Genomic DNA, 23,838 nt, shown 5'->3' on the forward strand with positions numbered 1-23,838 from the left:
GAACCGCTCTGCCGATCTTCATTCCACCAGGCATTAACCTGATTATTTTTGCCTTACTGGCTAATGTGTCTGTGCATTCAATGTTCATTGCCGGTTACGTTCCGGCCTTGCTTATGGCACTGGCTCTAATGATGACTATTGCCTTTATTTCTAAAAAACGTGGCTATAAGCCATCGCGTTCTGTTCCGGCTTCAGCGAAAGAGCGGTTTCACTATTTTGCGAAAGCCATACCTGCATTGCTTATTCCATTTGGCATTATTCTCGGCATGCGTTTTGGCCTGTTTACCCCAACCGAAGCGGGCGCCATCGCTGTCTTACTTTGTACTCTCATCGGTGCGCTTATCTATCGAGAGCTTAAACTGCATCACTTCAAACTGATCCTGAGGGAAACGATTCAAGGCACCAGCGCAGTTATGTTTATCATTATCGGCGCTATGGTATTTGGCTATTACATGACGCTTGAACAAATCCCGCAAAACGTGGCGTCTGCACTCATTCAATTGACCGATAGCAAACTGATTCTGCTTCTACTCATCAACTTACTGCTCTTGGTGGTCGGTATGTTTATCGAAGGAGGGGCAGCAATGATTATACTGACCCCTCTCCTACTTCCAGCTGTGCTTAATTTAGGTGTGAATCCAGTACACTTCGGCGTTATCGTCATCGTTAACATCATGATCGGTGGGGTAACGCCACCATTCGGTTCGATGATGTTCACCGTATGCTCCATATTAAAAGTGAAAATCATCGACTTTGTACGAGAGGTGGCGCCTCTGCTGCTTGCCTTATTAGCAGTATTGATGATCCTGACCTATTCGGAAGGGTTAGTCATGTTCTTGCCTAATTTACTATCAAAGTATTAAGGACCCATTTATGAAATCAGTTCCAAACCAATTAAATGCTAACTGGGCCTGCGTTGACTGGGTGTTAACCGATGTGGACGATACACTAACCTGGCAGGGGAAACTCCCGCCAGAAACACTGATAGCACTTAACGATTTACAGCAAGCGGGCATTACAGTGATTGCGGTGACCGGTGCTTGCGCAGGATGGTGTGATCATATTGCTCAGCTTTGGCCGGTGGATGCGGTGTTAGGTGAAAATGGCGCGTTTATTATGGAAAAACAATCAAGCTATCTCACTTTGCAAGCAGATGATGGGCTTGAAACACTCAAGGAGAGGCAAACTCGGTTAAAAAGCCAGGTACTTGAGATATTAAAAGACTACCCTGAGCTGAGTCTGACACTCGATCAATCCTACCGCCTTTGTGAAGTGTCTATCGATATCGGTCAAAATCGACCGAAGCTGGACAGTGGTATTACCGACGATATTATCGCTAAAATTCATGCGTTAGGGGCGCACGCTACCGCGAGTTCTATTCATATCAACGCCTGGTATGGGCAACATTCAAAAAAGCAGACGTCGATGGCATTTCTTAAAGATAAGGGCTTATCGGAAAAAGAGATTTTTAGTCGTTGTTGCTACGTCGGAGATTCACTCAATGATCAACAGATGTTTGCCACTCTTCCTAAAAGTGCAGGGGTTCAGAATATCAGCCACTACTGGGACAAGCTCTCTGCCAAACCCTCTGTCGTGATCGATAGACCCGGTGGATACGGGTTTGCAGAATTTGCCAGACAATTACTCGCTCTAAAAAGCACGACTTAGAGGTGCACCAGAAGAGAGAAGAGAGAAAAGCGCCCTACCATTTTCAAACGTGGAGCAGATAAAAGCAAGACTGAACACCAGACGTTAAAAATTGTGTGGGGGAGGAAACTTTGGTGTTTCCTCATAAGAAAAATCTAATCTGAGTGCGCCAATCTAGTGCGAGTGCGCTATATCAGTCGGCCCCATTGACACTCCTTTTATCTGCGCGTAAATACCCATTCCTTTTTCTAACCTCAAATCATCACATGCCCAAGTCGTCACATTGGCCCAAAGTTCATCCTCCCCAAACGCAATTTTCACCTGCACTTGTTCACCATTTTCATTGGAATGCAGTTCGCGGACGACTCCCTTTAATACATTTCGAATACTGGTATCTTTGGGAATGGACGTACACAGAGAAACGTGATTCGCTTCAACTCTCACTTTCAATACCGTATTGATCAGTGCTTCATCGAGTAAACCATTGACCCATAATTGATTGCCATCGTTTAGATCTAAACGTGTCATTGGATATTGGCCGTGGCGAGAGGTCACTTTAGCGTGCAGCAATGAACTGAGTTCTTGAGCCGGGATCCAAGGGCGCATTTCATCACTATTCCAAACCTGTGCCAGCGGGCCTTGAACCATCACTTTTCCAGAATGAAGAACCAACATGTGATCGGCGAGCTGCAATATTTCACTAAGACTATGGCTTACATACACAATCGGAATATTCAACTGCTTAGTTAATGATTGTAAATACGGGATCAATTCACGCTTACGAGGAAGGTCTAATGAGGCAAGTGGCTCATCCATAAGTAACATGGAAGGTGATGTCAGTAATGCTCGGCCAATCGCTACTCGCTGCTTTTCTCCCCCAGACAAAGAGCTGGGATAACGGTCTAAAAGCGTCTCTAATCCAAGTAGGGTGATGATTTTTTGAAAGTGATTGTCATCCGGCGAGCTAACACCGTAATTAAGATTCCCCTTCACCGTATAATGGGGAAATAATCTCGCCTCTTGAAATACATAACCAATGTTTCGCTTCTCTGGAGGAAGATTGATACATTTCTGCTTAACGGAGGTTTCGCTACGGGAGAAAAGTGTCACATCACCTAATCGAATTTCACCATGGTCGGGCGTAGAAAGGCCGCCTAACAGATTAACCAATGAGGTTTTCCCTGCCCCTGAACGACCAAAAATAGCGCATACTCCTTGCAGAGGAATGTCGGCATGTACATCGAGTACAAGATCCCCTAACTGCTTATGAACTCGAATGGTTAGCATGTCGATGCCCCTTTCTGTTGCGCTTTCTTAGTGAGCCAACCCGACGCAATCAGAGCAGCAAAGGCAATGGCAATAGAAATGATGCATAAGCGCATGGCCTGAAACTCCGCGCCCGGCGTTTGGATAAAGGAATACATTGCTAGGGGAATCGTTCTCGTCTCATCAGGAATGTTGGAGACAAAGGTAATCGTGGCACCAAACTCACCCAAACTTCGAGCAAAAGCAATGATCACGCCTGAAATGATACCAGGTAAGGTTAGCGGTAAGGTTATGGTCATAAAGACTCGCCATGGACTGCTTCCCAATGTTCGGGCTGCTTGCTCCAAACGCGTATCAACCGCTTCTATGGATTGCCTAATCGCTCTCACCATTAATGGGAATGAAACGACCGCTGAAGCCAAAGCCGCACCTTGCCAACTAAAGGAAAAGCTGACGCCAAAAACATGATAAAGCCATTGCCCAATGATGCCTTGTCGACCCATTGCAACCAGTAGTAAATACCCAATCACAACCGGAGGAAGCACGAGAGGTAAATGAATCATCCCATCAAGCAGTGCTTTGCCACGAAATTCCTTACGAGCTAACACCCATGCAGCAAGAATACCGAAGGGTAAGCTGACCAATACCGCAACAGTAGAAACTTTGATGCTCAGCAGCAGCGCCGATGCTTCATATTCAGTTAGCACAGCTATATGACTCCGAAACCATGCCGAATGTAAACGGCTTTCGCGTCTTCACTTTGCAAGTATTGAAAGAAAGCCTGACTCGTTTTTGACGGCTCATCACTGACCATAACCATTGGGTATTCAATTGCATCATGGCTCTGTGGGGAAAATGTCGCGATAGAGCGAACCTTAGAAGATATAATGGCATCGGTTTGATAGACTATCCCGAGAGGCGCTTCCCCTCTTTCAACCAAGACCAATGCACCTCGAACATTATTCGCCCGAGCCACATGTGATTTGATAGTGTCCCATTGTTGGTAATACATCAAAGCTTCTCTTGCGTACTCGCCGACAGGCACATGGTCAGGATCGCCTATTGCTAATCGCCCACCTTGGAGTGAGTCGACTAAGCTTGATGGTTGGAATTCTGACACATGATTTTCAACTAATAGATCGCTGGATTCTGAGGCAATAAGAACCAACGAGTTATTCAGCAAGGTAACTCGACTATTCGCATCCACAGCTTTTTGTTCAATCACATAATCTAGCCACTTTTGATTGGCGGGAAAATAAATATCCGCGGGCGCACCGTAAACGATCTGTCGTGCAAGAACCGACGAGGAAGCAAAAGATAAACGGATATTCACCTTGTGGTCTTGTTGATAGTCACGAGCTATTTCTGACAATACGTTGGTCAACGACGAAGCAGCAAAGACGGTAATATTCTCTTTTGCATAGGCAACGGGCATTAAATGGAGTCCGATAACAGCCCAAAAAAGCACTAACGTACACTTAACAACTTGCACCGACCGCCTGCTAAACCGCTTTCTTTCCATTTTCTGAATGGCCTTCTTGTCACTTCTGATCATCGACGAGAAATCATATCATTATAGATACGCACTAAACTATATAACGTTATTCCATTTAACCTATTTATTGCTGTTTCGGTATCAACCTAGCCATTCAAGCCATGATCGTTCATTTAGCTAGACTCAACGGACTCCACTTCGCGCAATACCCCCTCTTACCCCTAACATTCATAAATGCATACTGATTTATATGTTAATTGCAATATTGAAAGTTGTCGCAAATTGCAAACCACTTTGCATAAATCTTGTATGGTGAGTTTAAAAAACCAACCAAAACTGACGCAATTGCAGTCAATTAAACACTCTAAAACTTGGCACATATACTGCAATACTTTAAATGACCCTTCTTAAGCCGAGGGTCACCTAGCCAACTGACGTTGTTAGTGAACCTTTTTGTTCACACTAGATATATCGGCCAATTGCAACTTTGCAGTTGGCTTTTTTTTGTCTCCAATTTGCCGTGACTCTACATTTACTTCATGCATTACTATACTTTTCACACACCTAAGTAGAATGTCACTCAGTTTAGGTTCATGAGCTACCAGCGATGCCGTTATGGGTAAGTTTAGGAATAAAAAAAGGGAAATGATGATCATTTCCCTTTTTCACTTTTTCACTTTTCTATCTCAACCCCAAGTTCTGGAGTCTCCTAAAACGGCACTTCAAACTGCATCATCACATCGCCGCTGTATTTCTCGTGCCAGCGATAGTCAAAACGCATTCTAGGCTCACCTGATTTCTTATCACCAAAGCCGACACTCAATTGCAGACCATGACTCATTAGCCACTCTTCCGTGCTCATTGAGCTTGCCTGATCTTCCAGTACGGTAGGCATCCATACGCCAAGACCAAAATAATTGGACGACACATTCTGGGTTACAAAGGGGTCAGTTGCAGAATTCATGATCCAGTCATCCCAATATGAGCCAATGACAGTTGGTTCATCGTCAAACGTATCGCTTAATGCTATCCACTGCTTTTGAGCATAATTGAGTGTGTCATCGACAGAAAAACAAAAACCGTTATTAATACCACTAGAACTGTTACTTAATACAACTGAATCAACACGGTAATTCGTAGAGGATTCAAAAAGATCACACGCACTCACTCCAAAAGGAGCAATGACGAGCAATAATAAAATTACTGCCTTGAGTCTCATTCGCTCTTTCCAGATACATCATTATATTCAGGATTATCTAATATACTGACAGTTCTTTCAATAAAAACGCGACTTTTTGTGTGGTTAAGCCTTCAATGCTGGAACCATGGGCAAGTTTCTCTCGGATATCAGTGCTGCGCACTTTCACTCTTTCTGGACAAGCCAATAAACTCCAACGTTGCAGTATTTCCTCTGCCTTATAGAATTTTGAAAAATTGAACAAATTATCGGGTCCAAGTACGAAAGTAAGCTCGCTATCAGGGTGTTTTTTTTGTAACGCATCAAGCACAGCAAAGGTCGTCACCGCACAGTCTGGCTGAAAGAGTTCCTCTTCTATGGTACTTCGCTGCGCATTATTCACGGATAAGTCTTGTACGAAGGCATCAACGAGTTGGCAACGAATATCATACTTCAGCATATCTTTCCCCCAAGCATGAGAAATACTCGGCAGCAGCAAGACCCGATCAAAATGAACAAGTGATTCAATCACACTTTTATGCCCTAGGCTTGGCGGATTGAACGCACTACCAAATACTGCAACTTTGCTCATTTTCTTTCCTGTTCGTAAATGAAAACTCTTTTCTCAGTTTTCTAACTCAATGTTTAAGGTATGATAATACTAAATGATGATTTGAACACTATTGCTTGCAGGAAAGGACTACTAATGGAACAGATAATTCGTGATGAAATGCGCGTACTCCCATCTATTGACCCACACTTTGAGATTTCACGTCGTGTTGATTTTATAAAAACCAAGCTACAGCAATCTGGCTGTAAGTCACTGGTACTTGGCATCAGCGGTGGCGTAGATTCAACAACCTGCGGTCGCTTAGCTCAACTCGCCATCAATGATCTTAACGAACAATCGTCAAGCAAGGACTACCAGTTCATCGCCGTTAGATTGCCCTATGGTGAGCAAAAAGACGAAGACGAAGCACAACTTGCGTTGTCTTTTATAAAACCGACACAATCGGTTTCCGTTAACATTAAGCAAGGGGTGGACGGTATTCACAGCGCCACGCATACCGCTCTTGATGGCACAGGGTTGCTGCCCACAGATCAAGCCAAAGTTGATTTTGTAAAAGGCAACGTCAAAGCTCGTGCTCGCATGGTCGCTCAATACGAAATTGCTGGGTATGTTGGCGGCTTAGTATTAGGCACCGATCACTCAGCAGAAAACATCACGGGTTTTTACACTAAGTTTGGTGATGGCGCGTGTGATTTGGCACCACTGTTTGGTTTGAATAAACGCCAAGTTCGTGAGTTAGCAAACACCTTAGGTGCTCCAGAGCTATTAGTAAAGAAGGTCCCAACGGCTGATCTTGAAGAACTGGATCCACAAAAAGCCGACGAGGCCGCACTCGGGCTAACCTATGATCAAATTGACGATTTCTTAGAAGGCAAAGAGGTGAGTAAAGAAGCGTCTGATCGTTTGGTTCATATCTACACAGTGACACAACATAAGCGTCTTCCTATTCCAACTATCTACGACTAAGGAATGAGTCGATGTCGTACAAAGGGCCCCCTTTTTTCTGGGCGGCTCTTTGTTTTTTTTATTTTGTCTTTTTCATCAATAACCTACTTCAAGCCTCCATCTCCTTTTGTTCTTAACTAAGGCATGATGCTTTAATACAAAAACCATACTACACCGCGTTGTTAACTTAGGTTTGCCCGATTTCATTTGATTACTGTTATCAGTAAGCTATTGGCTTGTTTTGAATCTTTCGATAATTTATCTAGCTAGGAGCCATCAATGAGCGGTGTCATTCAAGACCAAAAATCCAAAGAAAATCATGGTTTAATGCATACGTCAAAGGGCCCGCTAGTGTTACTTTTTTTCGATGGTTACGACCTTAAAGCACGAGAAGGTTTTACAGGCCAGCTGCTTTCGAAAATGCATCATCAGATCAGAAACAGTAAACGCTCCTTTTGTAAGCAGCAGTCATTTACTGGGTTTTATTCTGCTTTCTTAGGCTTAATAAAGAGCTTAGAAGCGGTTGGATGTGATGTGCGGGTGAATGATTTCAAGCTTGCTCGTAAACACCCCGATTACCCAATTGGCGTCGCTGGATTTCCCTCGGTTTTAGATATCGTCGACTTGCCTAATCCTAAGATATTTGGCCCCGGTGACTTTGGCCTACCCGAGCAATCTCAACGTGTAAGCAACGACCCGAGTTTTAAGAAATTAATACAGCCTTGTGAATGGTTTACTAAAGTTTACCAACCGTTTTGTGGCGACAAAATGATGCCATGGTTTACTGGCATTGATTGCGAAAAGTTAGACGATTTATCACAACACGAGAAACAATATGACTTTCTCATCTACGACAAAATCCACTGGAACAGAGAGCAGAAAAGTATCTCGGTAATAGAGCGAATTAAACAGCACTTAGATAAACGCAATCTTACCTACACTAGCGTGAGGTATGGACAACATCATTTCTCACAATTTGTCGACGGGCTAAAATCATCGCGGGCACTGCTTTACATTAGTGAGCATGAAACACAAGGGCTAGCATACCAAGAAGCGCTAGCCTCCAACATCCCTGTCTTAGCGTGGAATGAAGAGACAATCATCGACCCACAACTGGCCAAATACAACCGTGCGGATCTTAATGTATCTTCGGTTCCTTACTTTGATGAACGCTGTGGGATGACCTTTAAAACTGAGCATTTTGAATCGGTTTGCGACCAATTCATTTCGCAACACGACTCATTTCAGCCTAGAGAATATGTACAGTCTACATTGGCATTACCAATAGCTGGACAACGATACCTAGACGAATACCTCACCATCACAAACTCTGCTATTTAGCCCTCTTTTTATTGTTATCATCAGGCCTTGTCAACATCATAAAATGGGTTTCGGGCCTGAAATCACGCGTTACTCTTAGCATCCTTTACAATAAGTAAACCAATATAACTACGCTGATGATTACTGATCCGATTATCTTGCCTTTTTATTGAGATTCTAATGCCACAAAGTACACCTTTGGTTCTATTATTTAAGCCCCCCTTCTCATGCTTTCTCCATTACTTAGTACTCAAGTACGACTTTATTACTAACAAATCATATTATCCGAAAGTCTAAATTTCATTCTTTATTCCACTGCCGACATAGCGCCAAATCATTACACTGCTCAAACATTCTAGTGACGTTAGAAATAGCAATATCACTAGCCAAAGGACGAACTGCACGATCACTGAGAACAATAACTCATGAGCGGTAGCGTACAGAATACACATGGAATGAGACTATGAATCATACAGGGCTAATACGTTCACATGAAACAGGGTTTGCGTTTATATATCGCATTACCGATGCCAGTATTGTTTTCTCACTTCTGCTCATTATTGGGCATTTTTATCTTCCTACCTTCACAAAAGATTACCTGCTCATTGGGGCACTAGGAACCATATTGTTCCTGCTGTTTGGCGAAACGGTCAACTTATACCGCTCATGGAGAACCACCTCTCTTAGCGCTCACATTATCGTTACGTTTAGCTGTTGGTTTATCTGTTGCATTACTATAGTAACCGTGATTTATTTCACCAAACTTAGTGATCAATTTTCTCGCGTGGTGGTTGGTACTTGGTTTCTTGTCACCCCGCTAACATTAGGTCTGTGGCGCTGCATTATTAGAATCAGCCTCAATGCACTAAGACGAATTGGTTACAACGCTAGGCGAGCCATCATTGTTGGGCACACAGAGCAAGGGAAAAGCTTGGCTCAAGAGCTATTAAATCGCCCTTATCATGGGGTTAAGTTTGAAGGCTTTTACGACGAACGAAACACGTTTCGCACAGACAGCAAAGAAGACTACCCGATTTTAGGTAATGTTGAAGACGCGCTCAATCAAGCCAAAATCGGCGCGGTTGATTACGTGTACATTGCCATGCCAATGCATGCTAATGAACGGATTGCCAAGTTCTTAACGCAATTTTCTGACACCACCGCCAACACCTATTTGGTGCCTGATTTCTTTACCTACAACCTACTTCACTCACGCTGGGATCAAGTCGGCCACGTGCAGACATTGAGTGTGTTTGACACTCCCTTCATTGGTATTGCTTCATGGATAAAGCGCCTAGAAGACATCGTGCTTTCTACGATTATCCTCTGTCTGATCTCTCCGCTACTGATTGTGATTGCCGTGGCGGTGAAGTTCACCTCTCCTGGCCCGGTTATATTCAAGCAAGATCGTTATGGCCTAGATGGACGAAAAATCAAAGTGTGGAAATTTCGCTCAATGACAACCATGGAGCAAGGTAGTGAGGTCAAACAGGCAACTAAAAATGACGCGAGAATTACTCCGTTAGGCAGTTTTTTACGTCGCACATCGTTAGATGAACTACCGCAGTTTTTTAATGCTCTTGGCGGCTCTATGTCAATCGTAGGGCCAAGGCCTCATGCCGTCACTCACAACGAAGAGTATCGCCAAATCGTAGACCGCTATATGTTAAGACACAAAGTAAAACCAGGAATTACCGGGTGGGCGCAAGTGAACGGCTATCGAGGTGAAACCGATACGTTAGACAAAATGGAAAAACGGGTTGAGTTTGACTTGGCCTACATTCATCACTGGTCAATTTGGATGGATATTAAAATTGTATTTTTGACTGTTTTCAAAGGATTTACCGGTAAAAATGCATACTAACTGTTGGGGAAACACAATGTTATGGATGACTTACAGTAAAAAAACATTGCCTATTTTATTGCTGTCGCTACTGACCAGTGGTGTCACCTACGCTAAGCGCTCAAACTACTATGAATTTGATGAGATTAAAGATTCACCATTTACCGTCATGGTCGATCTAGAGACTGGATACAATAATAACTTAACCAGAGAACGTAATAGTAATGATGCTATTTCGTCAAGTTTCGTCAATGTCATCCCTGGTTTTGCTTACACTTACAAGCCATCGGCTAGTCGATACAGTGTTCTGTATCGCATTGATTCAGGGCACTATTTTGATAGCAAAGATGATAATTATACCGACCACTATTTTGAGTCGAACAACCTTATCAGCTTTAACATACGCAATAACGTATCGCTCATCTATACCTACAACAAATCGCATGAAGAACGTGGAACCGGGCTAACCGAGGGAGCACTCGAGAATATAACCACTAATCAGCCTGTTAAATTTACCGACCATAACGTCAACGCCGAATATATCTATGGCGCTAACACTGCGAAGGGGCAATTAAGATTTGGACTCGGCTATCAAGACAAAAGTTACACCAATTATCAACAATATGAGATAGACGGAAATCAGTTTGGTAGTCAGTTCAGCAACTTTAGTGCTGTTAAATACTCGACTGCGTTCTGGTACTTGTTGGGCCGATCAACCCAACTGTCATTGTCAGCACAAAGAAATGACAAACAGTACCAATACACTAATCAAGAAAGCAGAGATAACACCGATGATTTTTACTCGCTTGGTGCCCGCTGGGACTTGTCTGATAAAAGCAAGGGTGAAGCATTTATAGGCCTACAAAATAAATCGTTTAAATCTAACCAAAAAACAGATTTTTCTGGCTTGAGTTACCGTGTTAAAGGTCAATGGTTGCCACAGCGACATACTGCCTTCACGTTAAACGCCTCACTCATTGCAGAAGATCCAGACCAATTTGGAGACTACGTTAACGAAACCATCATTAAACTCGATTGGACGCAAGATTGGTTCGAACGATTTTCAACCACCGCATCGATTGGTTGGGAAAACGATGATTTTACAGCCGACTCGCCAATTGGTAGTCGTGAAGACGATACCTACCTATATACCTTAGATTTCAACTACCAATTTAGTCGAATTATTAACTTCGGGTTTTATCTGTCATCGGAAGATAAAGACTCTAACTGGCTGACCTATCGCTATAAACAGCAGTTGGTTGGGCTCTATACAAAAATCGAGTTATAACTATGACATTGCGAAATTTTTTCATTTTTCTAGCGGCTAATTGTCTGATTTGCTCCCCTCTGCTTGCCGACGAAACGAACTATCGATTAGGGGCAGGAGACAGAATTCAGATCCACGTTTATGGTGAGCCTGAACTCTCTTTTAATCAATTGTTCATTAGCTCAAACGGCCTGTTTGATTATCCGTATTTAGGCCAAATTAAAGCACTCAATAAAACCACTCAGCAATTGAAAGATCAAATAAGTTCAGGCTTAAGAGGTGATTACCTAATTGAACCTAAAGTCATGGTTACCGTTTTATCATTTCGTAAAATCTATATTAATGGTGAGGTTAAAAACCCAGGAGGGTATGAATATCAACCTGGTTTAACCGTTGATAAAGCCATTGCGCTTGCAGGCGGCTTCACAGAGCGCGCTTCTAAAAGAAATATAACGGTAACAAATGATGCCTCAGGCAGTTTGTCATCGAAAATTACCTTAGACCAAAATGTTCGCCCTGGTGACATTATCACAATCGAGGAAAGCTTTTTCTAAGCGAACAAATCATGGATAGAGAAAAAGAAACATTCAAAATTGAAGAAACCGTTATCGATGTGAGTCGGTATATTTCTGCTTTGAAAAAGCGTTCAATCGTAATAATGCTTATTGTATTCACAGTTGCAGCAATGACATACGCTGTAACCAAACAGATGTCGCCGGTATATACCGCAACCGCCACGATTTTGATTGAAGCAAACACGAGCAAAGCCGTCTCCATTGAAGAAATTGTTGGCATTGACTCAAGCAAACAAGAGTACTACCAAACTCAATATGAGATTTTGCGCTCTAATCATATTGCAGAAAAGGTGATCAAACAGTTCCAGCTGTTCAATAACCCTGAATTTAATGGCGAAGCGCGCCATTTCAGTATCCGAGGAACCCTCTTTCACTACATCTACGCGCTTCGCGATTCTATTATTACCCCCGATGAGACCAACGAACGAAATTCATTGAGTGAGTCTCTGTATACCAAACGGTTGGTGCTACAGAACTTTAAAAATAAACTCACCATTAGCCCGATCAGAAAGACTCAGCTAGTGAAAATCACGTTCGAATCATACAGTCCAGTGACATCGGCAACGCTGGCTAATGCTGTTGGTCAGGCATATATTGATAGTAACATTGAAGCTAAACTATTGATTAACCAAGAAGCAACGGAATGGATAACCGCAAAGCTTGACGACCTCGCTCGTAGCCTACGCCTATCAGAAACCAAGCTAACCAACTTTCAAAAAGATCAGGGGCTAGTCGATGCACAAGGCATCGACTCACTACAAACCAATGAGCTGACGTATCTCACCACCCAAATCGCCAATGCACGTGATAGAAGGCTCGCTGCGGAATCTTTATATACCGTCCTTCAGCAAAACAAGAATGAGAGTATCGCGAATCTATACGCTATTTCTGAAATTTCAAATCACCCTCAAATTCGTGACCTTAGGCTAAGCGAAGCTGATCAAGAAAAATACGTGTCCCAATTGGCGAAACGTTACGGCCCTAAGCACGACAAAATGATTCAAGCCCAAGCCGAACTGAATTCGATCCGAGAACGTTCATTGCTGGTTCTTGCGCAATTAGCTAAAGGCATAGAGAAAGAATATTCAGCAGCCCGCCAGCAAGAGAGAGGGCTATTGCGTGAGTTAGAAAGTAAGAAATTAGATTTTCAAGATTTATCATTTAAGCGGGCTGAGTTTGAAAAACTAGAACGTGAAGTGCTAAACGATCGAAAACTCTATGATCTATTTCTTACGCGCCAAAAAGAAACCTCAGTAACAAGTGACTATCAAGCCGCAGTTGCCAGGATCACCGATCATGCTTTGATGCCGCTAGAGCCTAGCAAACCAAGTAAATTGAAAATTGTCATCTTGATATCCGCGCTCACGTTTATTGGATTATGCAGTATTGTGATTTTAAGAGAGTCAGTGAGAAATGATCTTGAAATACCAAGTGACATCGAAGAAAAAATTGGCTTATCGCCAATCGGCTCAGTGCCAAAATTAAAACGCTCATGGTTTACAAAACCGAATCGAGAGTTAGATCGCTTCATCAAAGCAGAGAGCAGCCCTTTTTCCGAAGCTATTCGGTCATTACGAACACGATTGCTACTTAAAGTCTCTAACACAGGCCGAAAGCGATTCGCCATTACCTCACCGCTTCCGGCAGAAGGAAAAAGTACCATCGCTGCCAATTTAGCGTTATCGCTCATAAAAATGGAACGAGTGATCATCATAGATGCCGACTTAAGACGCCCCTCTGTTGGAAAATTATTTGGCCTATCTATGAGCCGCAGTGGGTTGAGTAATTATCTACTGCTTAACGAAGATCTAGATGCGTGTTTATATCAAGACAAAGCCTCGGGGTTAACGGTTTTGCCCGCAGGTTTCATTCCACCCAATCCACAAGAATTGCTCGGCAGTAAGAAATTTGAATCACTACTTACCACGTTAGAGCAACGCTTTGACAAAATCATCATTGACTGTCCTCCTGCAATGATCGTGAGTGACGCCCTTATTATTGGCCACCTCACTGATGCACTGATGCTGGTAGTGAAGGCGGGGTCAACCAAAACGAGACATGTACGTAAGACGCTATCGGATATTTTAAATCATGACATTAAAATAGACGGTGTAATTCTAAACAAGAGCCGTGAAGTCAGCTCTCGCAAGTCAAATGCATATTACGCCAGCTATGCGTATAAAGCCGACTCTAAATCTAGCTAAAAGGAAATTGGCCATTATGAACATTTTGATCACTGGAGCGAGTGGCTTCATTGGGACACACCTAATTCGTGAACTTGCCACTCAAGGGCATCGTATTTTTGCACTCGATATTCTTCCCGCTCGCGAACAACATGCTCACGTTGACTATATTACCGCGGATGTTCGAGATCTCTCCCAACTGACGATAAGTGAACCTATTGATCGTATCTACAATTTTGCGGCGGTACATACCACACCGGGTCACGAGGATATTGAGTATTTTGACACCAATATTTTCGGAGCGTTAGAAGTGACCAAATTTGCAAAACAACACGCGGTAAACGAAATTATTTTTACCAGCTCAATTTCAGTTTATGGCCCGAATGAAGAAAGTCGCACAGAACTATCGCCGTTAACACCAAATTCTGCGTACGGTTTTTCCAAGGCCCAAGCGGAAAAAATTCATCAATCCTGGGCTCAAGATGATCAGACTAGAACGCTAACCATTGTTCGCCCCGCAGTCGTATTTGGCGAAGGGGAAGGAGGCAACTTCACTCGGCTTGCTAAAGTGCTGCGTAAGGGTTACTTCCCATTTCCAGGAAGAAAAGACACCATCAAAGCCTGTATTTATGTCAAAGAACTATTGGCCGCGATAGCGTTTGTCCACCAATCGAATCTGTCAGACACTTCTGATAACAACGTAATCACCTTTAATGGCGCGTTTTCTACCAAATACAATATTGAGCAAATCGTAGATACTTTTACCGAAGTCTCTTTCCCAAATGTAAAAAAAGTCTGCATCCCTAAACAGCTGATTTTTGGTGCCGCCAAACTTATTTCATATTTTAAAGGATTTGGTTTGGGTATTAACCCTGAACGTATAACAAAGCTTGTTCGCTCCACTAATATCAATGCCGATTACTTATCAAACAACGGTTATACCTACCGCTACACCTTAAAGTCATCGTTAGCAGATTGGGCAGACAGCACTTCTGGAAGGTACTTGTAAAGTATGATGGAAAGTAAACACACCTACCGCCCTGACATCGATGGCTTAAGAGCTATTGCGGTATTAGTCGTTGTTCTTTATCACGCGGGTGTAAAGAGCATCAGTGGTGGTTTTGTTGGTGTTGATGTCTTTTTTGTCATCTCTGGCTACGTCATTATGTTGAGCATGCTCAAAATGCTCAAGGACGGTACGTTTTCTATTGCTGAGTTTTACTTCCGTCGAGCTAGGCGCATCATGCCTGCTTTATTTTTCATGCTGCTAATAACCACTATTTTTAGCTATGTGTGGTTTCTACCTTCTCTGTTTGATGATTATTTAAAAAGTTTATTATCCTCGCTAGGCTTTGTATCAAATTTTTACTTTTGGTCAACCACACATTACTTCGGTGCCTCAGCTGAGCTAAAACCTTTGCTGCATACATGGTCATTATCTGTAGAAGAGCAATACTATATTTTCATGCCCATTTATGTTGCGTTAGTCTATCGATATTTCGGACAAAATTGGAAACTCGCTCTATATCCACCTTTTATTATCAGCCTAGTATTAAGCAGTTATTTAATCGACAAAGCTGCATCAGCCAATTATTTTATGCTTCCTACTCGTGGATGGGAATTGCTGCTTGGTGCCATTATCGCAGCAGCTCCTCCGTTTAAAGTATCATCTCGTTGGCAATCTTGGATTCTAGGCTTCTTAGGATTAGGCATGATTGTTTTTTCGGCTGTCTACTATAGCAAGTACACACCCTTCCCTGGCTATAGTGCGCTTATTCCGTGTTTAGGCACAGCATTCATCATACTTGCGGGAAGTAGATCGTCAGCCAGCCATGCAACCGATAATCCTATTGGATCGTTTCTCGCAACGCGACCACTCCTATACATCGGAACAATTTCTTATTCTCTGTATTTACTACACTGGCCTGTAACCGTGTTCTTCCGATATCAATTATTAGCGCCGCTTACCGCGATTCATACGGTGGGAATACTGTTAATCAGTGTCACTCTAGCAGTATTTTCTTACCACTTTGTTGAAAAACCATACCGTTATAGCAAAGGAGCTAAACGCTCATCTGTGTTCACATTCACTGGCACAGGAATGGCAAGCTTTGCAATAGCTGCGGTCATATTATTGCATTTCAACTCACAATCCGCAGTGCGCCCAACACTTGCAAATACTGTCAATAAAGCGCCTACATCACCGTGCTTTTTAATGGATGCTAAAAATTATTCACAATGGAGTGAGTCTGAGTGCACCATTAACAACCGTCACGGTAATCAACCAAAAATCTTACTCTGGGGCGATTCTTTTCTTAATCACTATGCTCCTGGCATAAAATTGAACGGGAAGGAACTGAATGCTCAGTTTGTTAAGTATTCTTCCGCAGGTTGCCCGCCAATTCTTAACTTTGAATCTTATGCCCTGCCTTATTGTAATGATTTTAACCGCAACGCGATCGATGTCATTAAAGAGAACCAATATGACTTAGTGATTATTTCGGCTAAATGGACTGACCATGTGAAAAATGGATTAGAACATATTCAATCTACCTTGCTGGAACTTGATGCTCTTGGTGTCCGCTACTTAGTTATTGGCCAGTCTCCTCAATTTATTACTGATGTGTCAATTATTAACGATCTAAAAGGTAAAAACGAATCGAATCACTCTTGGCCTATTACTTTTGGACCAGATATAAACAATGAATTAGGCCGCATCCTTAACCACAAGAACTTCATTAACCCAATGAATAACCTATGCTTGGATGGCGCTTGCCCATATAAGCAACAAAATATTTTACTCTACAGCGATTACGGCCATCTCTCTGAGCAAGGATCAAACTTGGTTGTCAAAAATATGATCAATACAATTAATGACTGGATCTATGAAAGTACAAATTAATGCGGGATACGATAAACATCTTTCCTTCGAGAATCGGTCCATCAAGTATGATGAACTAATCACGCATATTATTATATTTTCATTAATCTCTGCCTCATTAATTAGTTCAGCTGCGGCTTTTATATTTCTACTGTCAGGATTATTTCATTGCGTTAAGCGTTATCAATATTCACTGGCTGCATGCAAAGAGTGCTGGCCCCTATTCTCTTTTTCAATCGTTGCCATTATGTCGACATTGTGGTCAGAGACACCTGCATCCTCTTTAAAGTGGGCGCTTCAAATATTTTGCACCACGCTAATTTGTGTTTCATTAATCTACACAGTAAAAAAAGAAGTGATAATTACAGCCCTTACCGTCAGCTTAGTTACGTTAATGCTCTACGGGTTAAGCTCGAATAATACGGTCATTATTTCATACACTGGTGAGGTCGTCCGTATAGGACATTTTGGTAGTAAAAATAATATGTCTAGCTTTGCGGCCTTCTCAGCAATGGTAGGAATAAGCACATTATGTATCCCAACAATGCGTCCACACATGAAGGCTCTTGGCGGGTTTTGTACCTTACTTTCTATCGTCGTTTTTTACTATGCTAAGTCATTAGGAACCAACCTCGCTTTCTTCACTGTGTTAGCGATTGCTTTAGCCATATTTTTTTATTCCACAAGAAATATATCAATTATAAATCGACGTATTATCAACCCACTCATCGTTGGATATTTAATTCTATTTATTCTTAGTGTGATTTATTTTTTCAATTTTAGTTATTACGAAGATTTGATGTATTCACTTGGTAAAGATCCCACTATAACCGGCAGAACAATGATTTGGGAGATAGGTTTTGACTCAATTAAAGATAACCCTTTCTTAGGCGTAGGGTATGGCGCGTATTGGAATATAGATAACCCAGGAGCGATCGAAATTTGGGAGTTAATGCATAAAGAGATCGGTGCTTTATTTGGTTTTCATAATCTCTATATTCATTATTATGTTGAGCTTGGAATATTAGGCTTTTTGTCCATCGTTTCCATTGTTGGAAGTTGCATAAAGCAAGCATATCTTAGAGCGACTCATGGAATGGAGTTGTTCGATATTTTTATTTTTATACTGTTTCTGTTTTTTTTCGCCAAGAGTTTCGTTGAAACGACCGGTTTTGCACAGTTCCATTTTAGCCACTTTAATCTTTGTCTTATTTGGATGACTTTAAACAGAAAAACATTTTTTGATTGTGGAAAAAAAACAATCGTCGTATTTGAGGGAAAAGCATGAAAATTTTGTACATTGTTCATGATCTTAACGATGCAGCAGTCAAACGCAGGGTTTCAATGCTTGCCCATGGCGGTGCAGAAGTAACATTAATCGGTTTCTATCGCGGTAAAAAGCCAGAATCAACCCTGTGCGGCTGCCCAACATTATCGCTTGGCGAAACGTTTGATGCCTCATTCATGCAACGCATAATTAAGGTTGTACAGGCGATCACTGAGTTAAAAACAACACTAAGACACACCAGCCATTTCGATGTCATTATGGCCCGAAACCTCGATATGTTAGCGATAGGAAATAAAGCAAAGTCACTGCTCAATATCCCCCTAATTTATGAGTGCCTTGATATCCACCGCTTTCTCATTGCTAAAAATTGGGTTGGTCGTATATTTCGACATCTGGAAAAACGACTGTGTCATTCTGCTTCTCTACTCATTACCAGCTCTCAAGGGTTTATAGATAACTATTTTGAGCCTATCTCTAACACTAATTTGCCCTACTATATTTTAGAAAATAAAGTATTCAGCACAGCACCGTTACCTCATACGACGCAAAAAACATTTGATAAAGAGCATATCAGTATTACTTGGAATGGCGCTATTCGTTGCCATCGCTCGCTGAAGATATTGTCACAGGTAACAAGACAACTAAAAGGCAAAGTCACTGTCACGATTTGGGGGAAACCTGCCTATACAGAGTTTTCTGACTTTGATGCATTAGTCAATAATGAACCATACATTGAATTTAAGGGGCCATATTGCTTCCCAGATGACCTAGCAAAAATATACCAACACGCTGATTTTAATTGGACTTTAGATTTTTTCGAGGAAGGCGGAAATTCAGAGTGGTTATTGCCAAACCGCATATATGAAGGCGGTTTGTTTAATGTTCCACCGATCTATCGTGCAAATACCTTTATGGCTAAAATTCTTGAGGATCTCAAGTTAGGCACGTCTATCGATGAAGATTTTTGCCAAGCATTGCAGTCCTTTTTAACCTCGATTGACGATGCAAGTTATCAATCACTACGGCTAAATATGCAGGCGGTTCCGTCATCTCGATGGTGTTATGACAACGTCCAATGCCAATCTCTGATTCAACTTCTATCTCAAGAAGCATCTCGAGATAATAAAAATGATTTACAAGGACTTATCCGTGTCACTAAATAGAAAGGCAGTGACCATCAATGCACTCTGGCATTCTGCCGCAAGTCTGTTTTCAACCGGCATTCGGTTTCTAACCATCCCTATATTGGTCAGAATACTGAGCCCAGAAGATTTTGGTAATGTTGCACTAGCGATGGCAGTTCTAATGTTCATTAGTACTGTGCTTGGTAATGGTGGCGCGGTTGATACCATCGTCTATTTTACTAAAAAGCGCCCGCATATCTTTTCAACCTTATTCTGGTTTAATTTGGCGGTTGGTATGGTACTTGGCGTGATTGTCTATCTTTTATCGCCTGCACTGACTGTCTGGTTGAATGCTCCCGATGCTCTGCCCTACATACAAGCATTATGCATGTTGTTTCCTTTGCTGATGATTCAGTCGGTTTACCAAGGCCGCCTGATTGCAAAAATGAGGTTTGGGTATATTGCTAAAATCAGTGCGGTTGCATCAACCAGTGCTACGACCCTTGCTGTTATTTTGGCTTTCTCTGGTTTTGGCGCATGGAGCCTAGTCATTCAGCATATTTTAATGCATTTGATTCAAACCATTTACTTTATTCGCGCATCAGATATCAAACCAACACAAGTATTTGATGTTCCTACACTAAAAGCTTTTTTGCCTTTTTATTATAAAACATCTGCCTATAACACAGTTATGTGGGCGGGCGATCAAGCACCGCTGTTACTGACATCCAAGGTTTCTGGCGCAGCCAATACCGGAATATATAACATGATGAGTCGAACCTCCTCACTGCCAAGAGAGGTATTCGGACAAGGGTTCATGATGTCGTTTTTCTCTGGTTTGTCTGACAGTAATGCTGAGAATGAAAGCCAATCTAGTCAGCAAAACAGTCTATTTTGGGCCATCAAGTTAAACCTGATTGTCTTAGGCAGTATTTACGCACTAGCCAGCGTGTTAGCAGAACCGATTACCGGTTTATTACTGGGTGAAAAATTTGCACCACATTGGCAAGTATTTCAATGGCTTTGTATTGGTATGTTGTTTATTAGTTCAACCGGGGGTTTTATTGGCTTTCTCAAGGGAACGGGCAAGATAGGCCTAATGACCGCTCTGAGCTTTCTGCGCACTGGACTGATTCTCTTGTTCACGACGTTGATGTGGTTTAACCAATACACAGTTGAATCCATTGCCGTCGGATTTGCCTTGGCCAACATTATACTCACCATCGCTTATTTCATGGTGATGGTCACGGTACTAAAATTTGAATTCAACGCGTTAATGTCCAGTATTGGATCATCTACCCTAGTGTTAGTGTCCAGCACACTTTTAACTTATATTTCGCACCAATTTATACACCAACTATCACCGAGCCATGACTTCATTTCGATTATTTATGGTGGTTCTATATTTCTCGCCTCTTATGGCTTATTTAGTTTAATTTTTGCTAGAGAAGACACCATAAATCTCTCTAAAACTGTTCAACATCAATTGACTCACAGGCTGGGACGCTAAATGCAACTTACTTCTAGAGAACTCATGTGTAAGACAAGCTACGTGCTCGATCACTTAATTGCACGAACTCACAATACGACCCCGATATTAATTAGTGGCTTTTGGCGAAGTGGGACAACGTGGGTGCAAGAGGTGTTAGCACAATCTATCGGAGCAAAAACATTATTTGAACCGTTAGATCCTAGCTCTTTTCTGCCTTTACACGACGGTTGTTCAGCGGAATCATCGGCTCATATTCCTCTCTTTCACGACGTTCTCAATGCTGAAGATTTAAGGTTATTAGATCTTTCTTTTTCAGGGATCAGCCCGAAACGTTCAGGGTTTAATTATCTGTGCCGTAAATCGCTTAGTGAATCTTTGCGAAAGAAAGTGGTGATTAAACTCGTAAGAGGCCAATTTCTCATTCCCTTTTTAGCTGATCGTTATGATTTATCTACTGTTGTTCACATTAGCCGCCACCCAATGGCAGTCGCTTATAGCATGCTGAGAACAAACTGGAAATGGCACATTAAAGATGTCGATTATGCGCAAATTTATCTCAAAGAATCTCGACTTCAATTGCCTCAAACACAAAAAGCAATATTCGATAGCTTGTTGTCATTTCGCAGTGAAACACCAGAACGAAAAATTGCAGCGCTATGGGCATTAAGTGAACGTTTCGCTTATGAACAGGAGCATGTGAAAGGATTCAAATACGAATCGTTATTACAAAACCCAATAACTGGTTTTACTGAAATGGCCAACACTATCAATCAACCTATCATAGCTAAGATCGAATCTGGTAAGGCGACAGTAGTCTCTGAATCTGACCGAACCAACATTGATATGTCGACCCGGCTTAACTCGTGGCAAACCAAGCTTACCACTCAGCAGCAAGCCGATATTAAGGCCGTTTTATTGGAATTATGGCCAGGTGTCACCGAACAATGGGCACTTTAGTTACTATTTGAATATCATAAGGACAAACAATGAACTCTGACCAACATGGAATCCTGGTCGTCATCCCGTGCCTAAACGAAGAAGACTACATTCAAGACATTGTAGAATTTTGTCACCAAGAAACACTTGGGTCCTCTTCTCATATAGTGGTAGCAGATGGTGGCAGCAGCGATAATACGTTACTCATTTTAGAAAAGCTGTCTGAACAGCTGCCGAACCTCACCGTTCTTGATAATGCTAAGAGAATACAAAGCGCAGGGGTTAATCTAGCGGTACAACGGTTTGGGCATGACTTTGACTATTTCGTACGGATAGATGTGCACGCTAGCTATCCCAAGAACTATATATCCACTCTATTAGATCAAGCTAGAGTAAATAATGCAGATTCCGTTGTTGTCTCTATGGATACGCAAGGGAAAAATCCTACTCAATCGTTAATCGCGTTAGCTCAAAATTCAGCCCTTGGTAATGGTGGTTCGAGCCACAGAAATACACAAGAATCGGGGAAATGGGTCGAACATGGTCATCATGCGTTAATGAAAACACACGCATTTTTGTCGGTTGATGGCTATGATGAATCGTTTTCTCACAACGAAGATGCCGAATTAGATGCTCGCCTGACTAAAGCCGGTTTTAAAATTTGGCTAACCAATGCGACTAACCTTATTTACTATCCTCGCAGTCAGTTTTTACCACTTGCGAAGCAATACGCAGGTTATGGAAAAGGCCGCTGCCAAAACCTGTTGAAACACCAAGAAAAGCCTCGTCTTCGCCAATTAGTGCCCGTTTTCGTCTTTCCATGTGTTCTTCTTTCCGCTTTTAGCGTTTTACATTGGATTTTTTCAATCCCTGCTCTGACCTGGTTTTTTGCTACGTTACTAGCCGGTATCGTTATTGCCGTAAAAAATAACACCGAGCCTTCCACCTTAAAATACGCCATTTGGTTTCCGGCAATGATCATGCACATCGCTTGGTCATATGGGTTTTGCGTGCAACTGAGCAAGCATGTTCTCCAATCTAAAAATAAGCGTGAAGTCAGCCATGAACATTGATATTTGTATCTGCACTTATCGCAGAGAGTCGTTAAAGCAAACCTTGATGTCGATACAAGAGTTAAAACTGGATCCTGAATGGAACTTGCGCATTATCATCGCAGACAACGACATCACCCCTACTGCGCAGTCGCTGGTTTTGGATTTTTCCGAACATTCACCACTTAGCCTACATTACCTACACGCACCGAAACAAAATATTTCCATAGCGCGAAATGCCTGCCTTGAACATAGTCAAAATGGATGGGTAGCATTTGTAGATGATGATGAAATAGTCAGTGAAGATTGGTTGATTGAGCTATTTAAAACCGTCGAAAATAACGGTGCAGAGGTTGTGTTAGGCCCAGTCAAAGCCAACTACCCGACTAGCTTGAACCAATCATGGATGTCGAAAGGAAGATTTCACGACACTGAGCCGACATTTAATGAGCAGACAATTTGTTCTGGATATACCTGTAATGTATTGATTAACAGAGCAAACCCAGTCATAGCTGCATTACGCTTTGATTTACAGTTTGGCCGAACTGGTGGTGAAGACACGATGTTTTTTGAAGCCATTAAGGATGCACAGATCCCACTCTATTTTTCACCCAATGCATGGGTTTATGAGCCGGTTCCGAGTTCTCGTTCAAATTTTCAATGGCTGATAACTCGCCGGTTCAGATTTGGTCAGACACATGCAAGGTTATTGCTACATACAAACAGTACACTATCTTACCGCGCCAAGCACAGCGTACTCGCGCTTGGCAAAGCTA

At 42.1% G+C, this 23,838-nt stretch carries 21 protein-coding genes; 16 read left to right on the forward strand and 5 right to left on the reverse strand.

Annotated elements, in window-relative coordinates:
- A partial coding sequence (locus tag ACP45E_RS13400; protein WP_069585098.1) for a TRAP transporter large permease occupies window positions 1-863 on the forward strand: 863 nt, incomplete at its 5' end.
- 10 nt (window positions 864-873) lie between these two features.
- The gene (locus tag ACP45E_RS13405; RefSeq protein ID WP_017033226.1) at window positions 874-1,668 is read left to right on the forward strand and encodes an HAD-IIB family hydrolase; all 795 of its coding nucleotides are present in this window, start codon (window positions 874-876) and stop codon (window positions 1,666-1,668) included.
- Window positions 1,669-1,821: 153 nt separating this feature from the next.
- On the opposite strand, the gene modC is transcribed toward ACP45E_RS13405, so the two are convergent.
- From modC to ACP45E_RS13430, 5 genes are all read right to left on the reverse strand, one after another.
- Window positions 1,822-2,934: a molybdenum ABC transporter ATP-binding protein ModC gene (gene modC / locus ACP45E_RS13410; protein ID WP_017037285.1), complete on the reverse strand. Its 1,113-nt coding sequence runs from the start codon at window positions 2,932-2,934 to the stop codon at window positions 1,822-1,824.
- A complete protein-coding gene (modB, locus tag ACP45E_RS13415; protein WP_017033224.1) occupies window positions 2,928-3,620 on the reverse strand; it encodes a molybdate ABC transporter permease subunit in 693 nt (230 codons plus the stop codon). The genes modC and modB overlap by 7 nt, the downstream gene beginning before the upstream one ends.
- 2 nt (window positions 3,621-3,622) lie before the next feature.
- Entirely contained in the window at window positions 3,623-4,435 is an 813-nt protein-coding gene (gene modA / locus ACP45E_RS13420) for a molybdate ABC transporter substrate-binding protein (RefSeq protein WP_426511271.1), read from the reverse strand.
- Between the two features lie 682 nt (window positions 4,436-5,117).
- Window positions 5,118-5,627, reverse strand: coding sequence for a hypothetical protein (locus tag ACP45E_RS13425; RefSeq protein WP_017037284.1), 510 nt, complete (start codon window positions 5,625-5,627; stop codon window positions 5,118-5,120).
- A gap of 37 nt (window positions 5,628-5,664) precedes the next feature.
- Window positions 5,665-6,177, reverse strand: a complete 513-nt coding sequence (locus ACP45E_RS13430; protein WP_017037283.1) for a nicotinate-nicotinamide nucleotide adenylyltransferase — start codon at window positions 6,175-6,177, stop codon at window positions 5,665-5,667.
- A 114-nt stretch (window positions 6,178-6,291) separates the two neighbouring features.
- On the opposite strand from ACP45E_RS13430, the gene nadE reads away from it, so the two are divergent.
- The 14 genes from nadE to ACP45E_RS13500 form a co-directional block, all read left to right on the forward strand.
- Window positions 6,292-7,122 carry an ammonia-dependent NAD(+) synthetase gene (nadE, locus tag ACP45E_RS13435; RefSeq protein ID WP_017037282.1) on the forward strand — a complete coding sequence of 277 codons (831 nt, stop codon included), beginning with the start codon at window positions 6,292-6,294 and terminating at the stop codon, window positions 7,120-7,122.
- A 258-nt stretch (window positions 7,123-7,380) separates the two neighbouring features.
- Window positions 7,381-8,442, forward strand: coding sequence for a glycosyltransferase (locus ACP45E_RS13440; RefSeq protein WP_017033218.1), 1,062 nt, complete (start codon window positions 7,381-7,383; stop codon window positions 8,440-8,442).
- Between the two features lie 442 nt (window positions 8,443-8,884).
- Window positions 8,885-10,285, forward strand: coding sequence for an undecaprenyl-phosphate glucose phosphotransferase (locus ACP45E_RS13445; RefSeq protein ID WP_017033217.1), 1,401 nt, complete (start codon window positions 8,885-8,887; stop codon window positions 10,283-10,285).
- 16 nt (window positions 10,286-10,301) lie between these two features.
- Complete coding sequence (locus tag ACP45E_RS13450; RefSeq protein WP_206743904.1) at window positions 10,302-11,552, forward strand: outer membrane beta-barrel protein; 1,251 nt, start codon at window positions 10,302-10,304, stop codon at window positions 11,550-11,552.
- Between the two features lie 2 nt (window positions 11,553-11,554).
- The gene (locus ACP45E_RS13455; protein ID WP_017037280.1) at window positions 11,555-12,085 is read left to right on the forward strand and encodes a polysaccharide biosynthesis/export family protein; all 531 of its coding nucleotides are present in this window, start codon (window positions 11,555-11,557) and stop codon (window positions 12,083-12,085) included.
- Window positions 12,086-12,096: 11 nt separating this feature from the next.
- Window positions 12,097-14,310: a GumC family protein gene (locus ACP45E_RS13460; RefSeq protein WP_017033214.1), complete on the forward strand. Its 2,214-nt coding sequence runs from the start codon at window positions 12,097-12,099 to the stop codon at window positions 14,308-14,310.
- Window positions 14,311-14,326: 16 nt separating this feature from the next.
- Entirely contained in the window at window positions 14,327-15,298 is a 972-nt protein-coding gene (locus ACP45E_RS13465) for an NAD-dependent epimerase/dehydratase family protein (RefSeq protein WP_017033213.1), read from the forward strand.
- A 3-nt stretch (window positions 15,299-15,301) separates the two neighbouring features.
- Window positions 15,302-17,191, forward strand: coding sequence for an acyltransferase family protein (locus ACP45E_RS13470; RefSeq protein ID WP_017037278.1), 1,890 nt, complete (start codon window positions 15,302-15,304; stop codon window positions 17,189-17,191).
- Entirely contained in the window at window positions 17,175-18,458 is a 1,284-nt protein-coding gene (locus ACP45E_RS13475; RefSeq protein ID WP_069585100.1) for an O-antigen ligase family protein, read from the forward strand. The genes ACP45E_RS13470 and ACP45E_RS13475 overlap by 17 nt, the downstream gene beginning before the upstream one ends.
- On the forward strand, window positions 18,455-19,621 hold the full coding sequence (locus tag ACP45E_RS13480) for a glycosyltransferase (protein ID WP_017037276.1): 1,167 nt from the start codon (window positions 18,455-18,457) through the stop codon (window positions 19,619-19,621). The genes ACP45E_RS13475 and ACP45E_RS13480 overlap by 4 nt, the downstream gene beginning before the upstream one ends.
- Window positions 19,608-21,092, forward strand: a complete 1,485-nt coding sequence (locus ACP45E_RS13485; RefSeq protein ID WP_017033209.1) for an oligosaccharide flippase family protein — start codon at window positions 19,608-19,610, stop codon at window positions 21,090-21,092. Before ACP45E_RS13480 ends, ACP45E_RS13485 begins: the two co-directional genes overlap by 14 nt.
- On the forward strand, window positions 21,093-22,031 hold the full coding sequence (locus ACP45E_RS13490; RefSeq protein ID WP_017037275.1) for a sulfotransferase: 939 nt from the start codon (window positions 21,093-21,095) through the stop codon (window positions 22,029-22,031). It begins immediately after the preceding gene.
- 29 nt (window positions 22,032-22,060) lie between these two features.
- Window positions 22,061-23,083 carry a glycosyltransferase family 2 protein gene (locus tag ACP45E_RS13495; protein ID WP_017037274.1) on the forward strand — a complete coding sequence of 341 codons (1,023 nt, stop codon included), beginning with the start codon at window positions 22,061-22,063 and terminating at the stop codon, window positions 23,081-23,083.
- A partial coding sequence (locus ACP45E_RS13500) for a glycosyltransferase (protein ID WP_069585102.1) occupies window positions 23,073-23,838 on the forward strand: 766 nt, incomplete at its 3' end. The genes ACP45E_RS13495 and ACP45E_RS13500, both read left to right, overlap by 11 nt.

It is taken from the genome of Vibrio genomosp. F10 str. 9ZD137, assembly GCF_049974785.1.
GTDB lineage: Bacteria > Pseudomonadota > Gammaproteobacteria > Enterobacterales > Vibrionaceae > Vibrio.

What these genes read in the sequence shown, in the direction of transcription:
- ACP45E_RS13405 (WP_017033226.1), top strand. Translation starts at nt 874, where the DNA reads ATGAAATCAGTTCCAAACCAATTAAATGCTAACTGGGCCTGCGTTGAC.
- modC (WP_017037285.1), bottom strand. Translation starts at nt 2,934, where the DNA reads ATGCTAACCATTCGAGTTCATAAGCAGTTAGGGGATCTTGTACTCGAT.
- modA (WP_426511271.1), bottom strand. Translation starts at nt 4,435, where the DNA reads ATGGAAAGAAAGCGGTTTAGCAGGCGGTCGGTGCAAGTTGTTAAGTGT.
- ACP45E_RS13425 (WP_017037284.1), bottom strand. Translation starts at nt 5,627, where the DNA reads ATGAGACTCAAGGCAGTAATTTTATTATTGCTCGTCATTGCTCCTTTT.
- ACP45E_RS13430 (WP_017037283.1), bottom strand. Translation starts at nt 6,177, where the DNA reads ATGAGCAAAGTTGCAGTATTTGGTAGTGCGTTCAATCCGCCAAGCCTA.
- nadE (WP_017037282.1), top strand. Translation starts at nt 6,292, where the DNA reads ATGGAACAGATAATTCGTGATGAAATGCGCGTACTCCCATCTATTGAC.
- ACP45E_RS13440 (WP_017033218.1), top strand. Translation starts at nt 7,381, where the DNA reads ATGAGCGGTGTCATTCAAGACCAAAAATCCAAAGAAAATCATGGTTTA.
- ACP45E_RS13445 (WP_017033217.1), top strand. Translation starts at nt 8,885, where the DNA reads ATGAATCATACAGGGCTAATACGTTCACATGAAACAGGGTTTGCGTTT.
- ACP45E_RS13450 (WP_206743904.1), top strand. Translation starts at nt 10,302, where the DNA reads ATGTTATGGATGACTTACAGTAAAAAAACATTGCCTATTTTATTGCTG.
- ACP45E_RS13455 (WP_017037280.1), top strand. Translation starts at nt 11,555, where the DNA reads ATGACATTGCGAAATTTTTTCATTTTTCTAGCGGCTAATTGTCTGATT.
- ACP45E_RS13460 (WP_017033214.1), top strand. Translation starts at nt 12,097, where the DNA reads ATGGATAGAGAAAAAGAAACATTCAAAATTGAAGAAACCGTTATCGAT.
- ACP45E_RS13465 (WP_017033213.1), top strand. Translation starts at nt 14,327, where the DNA reads ATGAACATTTTGATCACTGGAGCGAGTGGCTTCATTGGGACACACCTA.
- ACP45E_RS13470 (WP_017037278.1), top strand. Translation starts at nt 15,302, where the DNA reads ATGATGGAAAGTAAACACACCTACCGCCCTGACATCGATGGCTTAAGA.
- ACP45E_RS13475 (WP_069585100.1), top strand. Translation starts at nt 17,175, where the DNA reads ATGAAAGTACAAATTAATGCGGGATACGATAAACATCTTTCCTTCGAG.
- ACP45E_RS13480 (WP_017037276.1), top strand. Translation starts at nt 18,455, where the DNA reads ATGAAAATTTTGTACATTGTTCATGATCTTAACGATGCAGCAGTCAAA.
- ACP45E_RS13490 (WP_017037275.1), top strand. Translation starts at nt 21,093, where the DNA reads ATGCAACTTACTTCTAGAGAACTCATGTGTAAGACAAGCTACGTGCTC.
- ACP45E_RS13495 (WP_017037274.1), top strand. Translation starts at nt 22,061, where the DNA reads ATGAACTCTGACCAACATGGAATCCTGGTCGTCATCCCGTGCCTAAAC.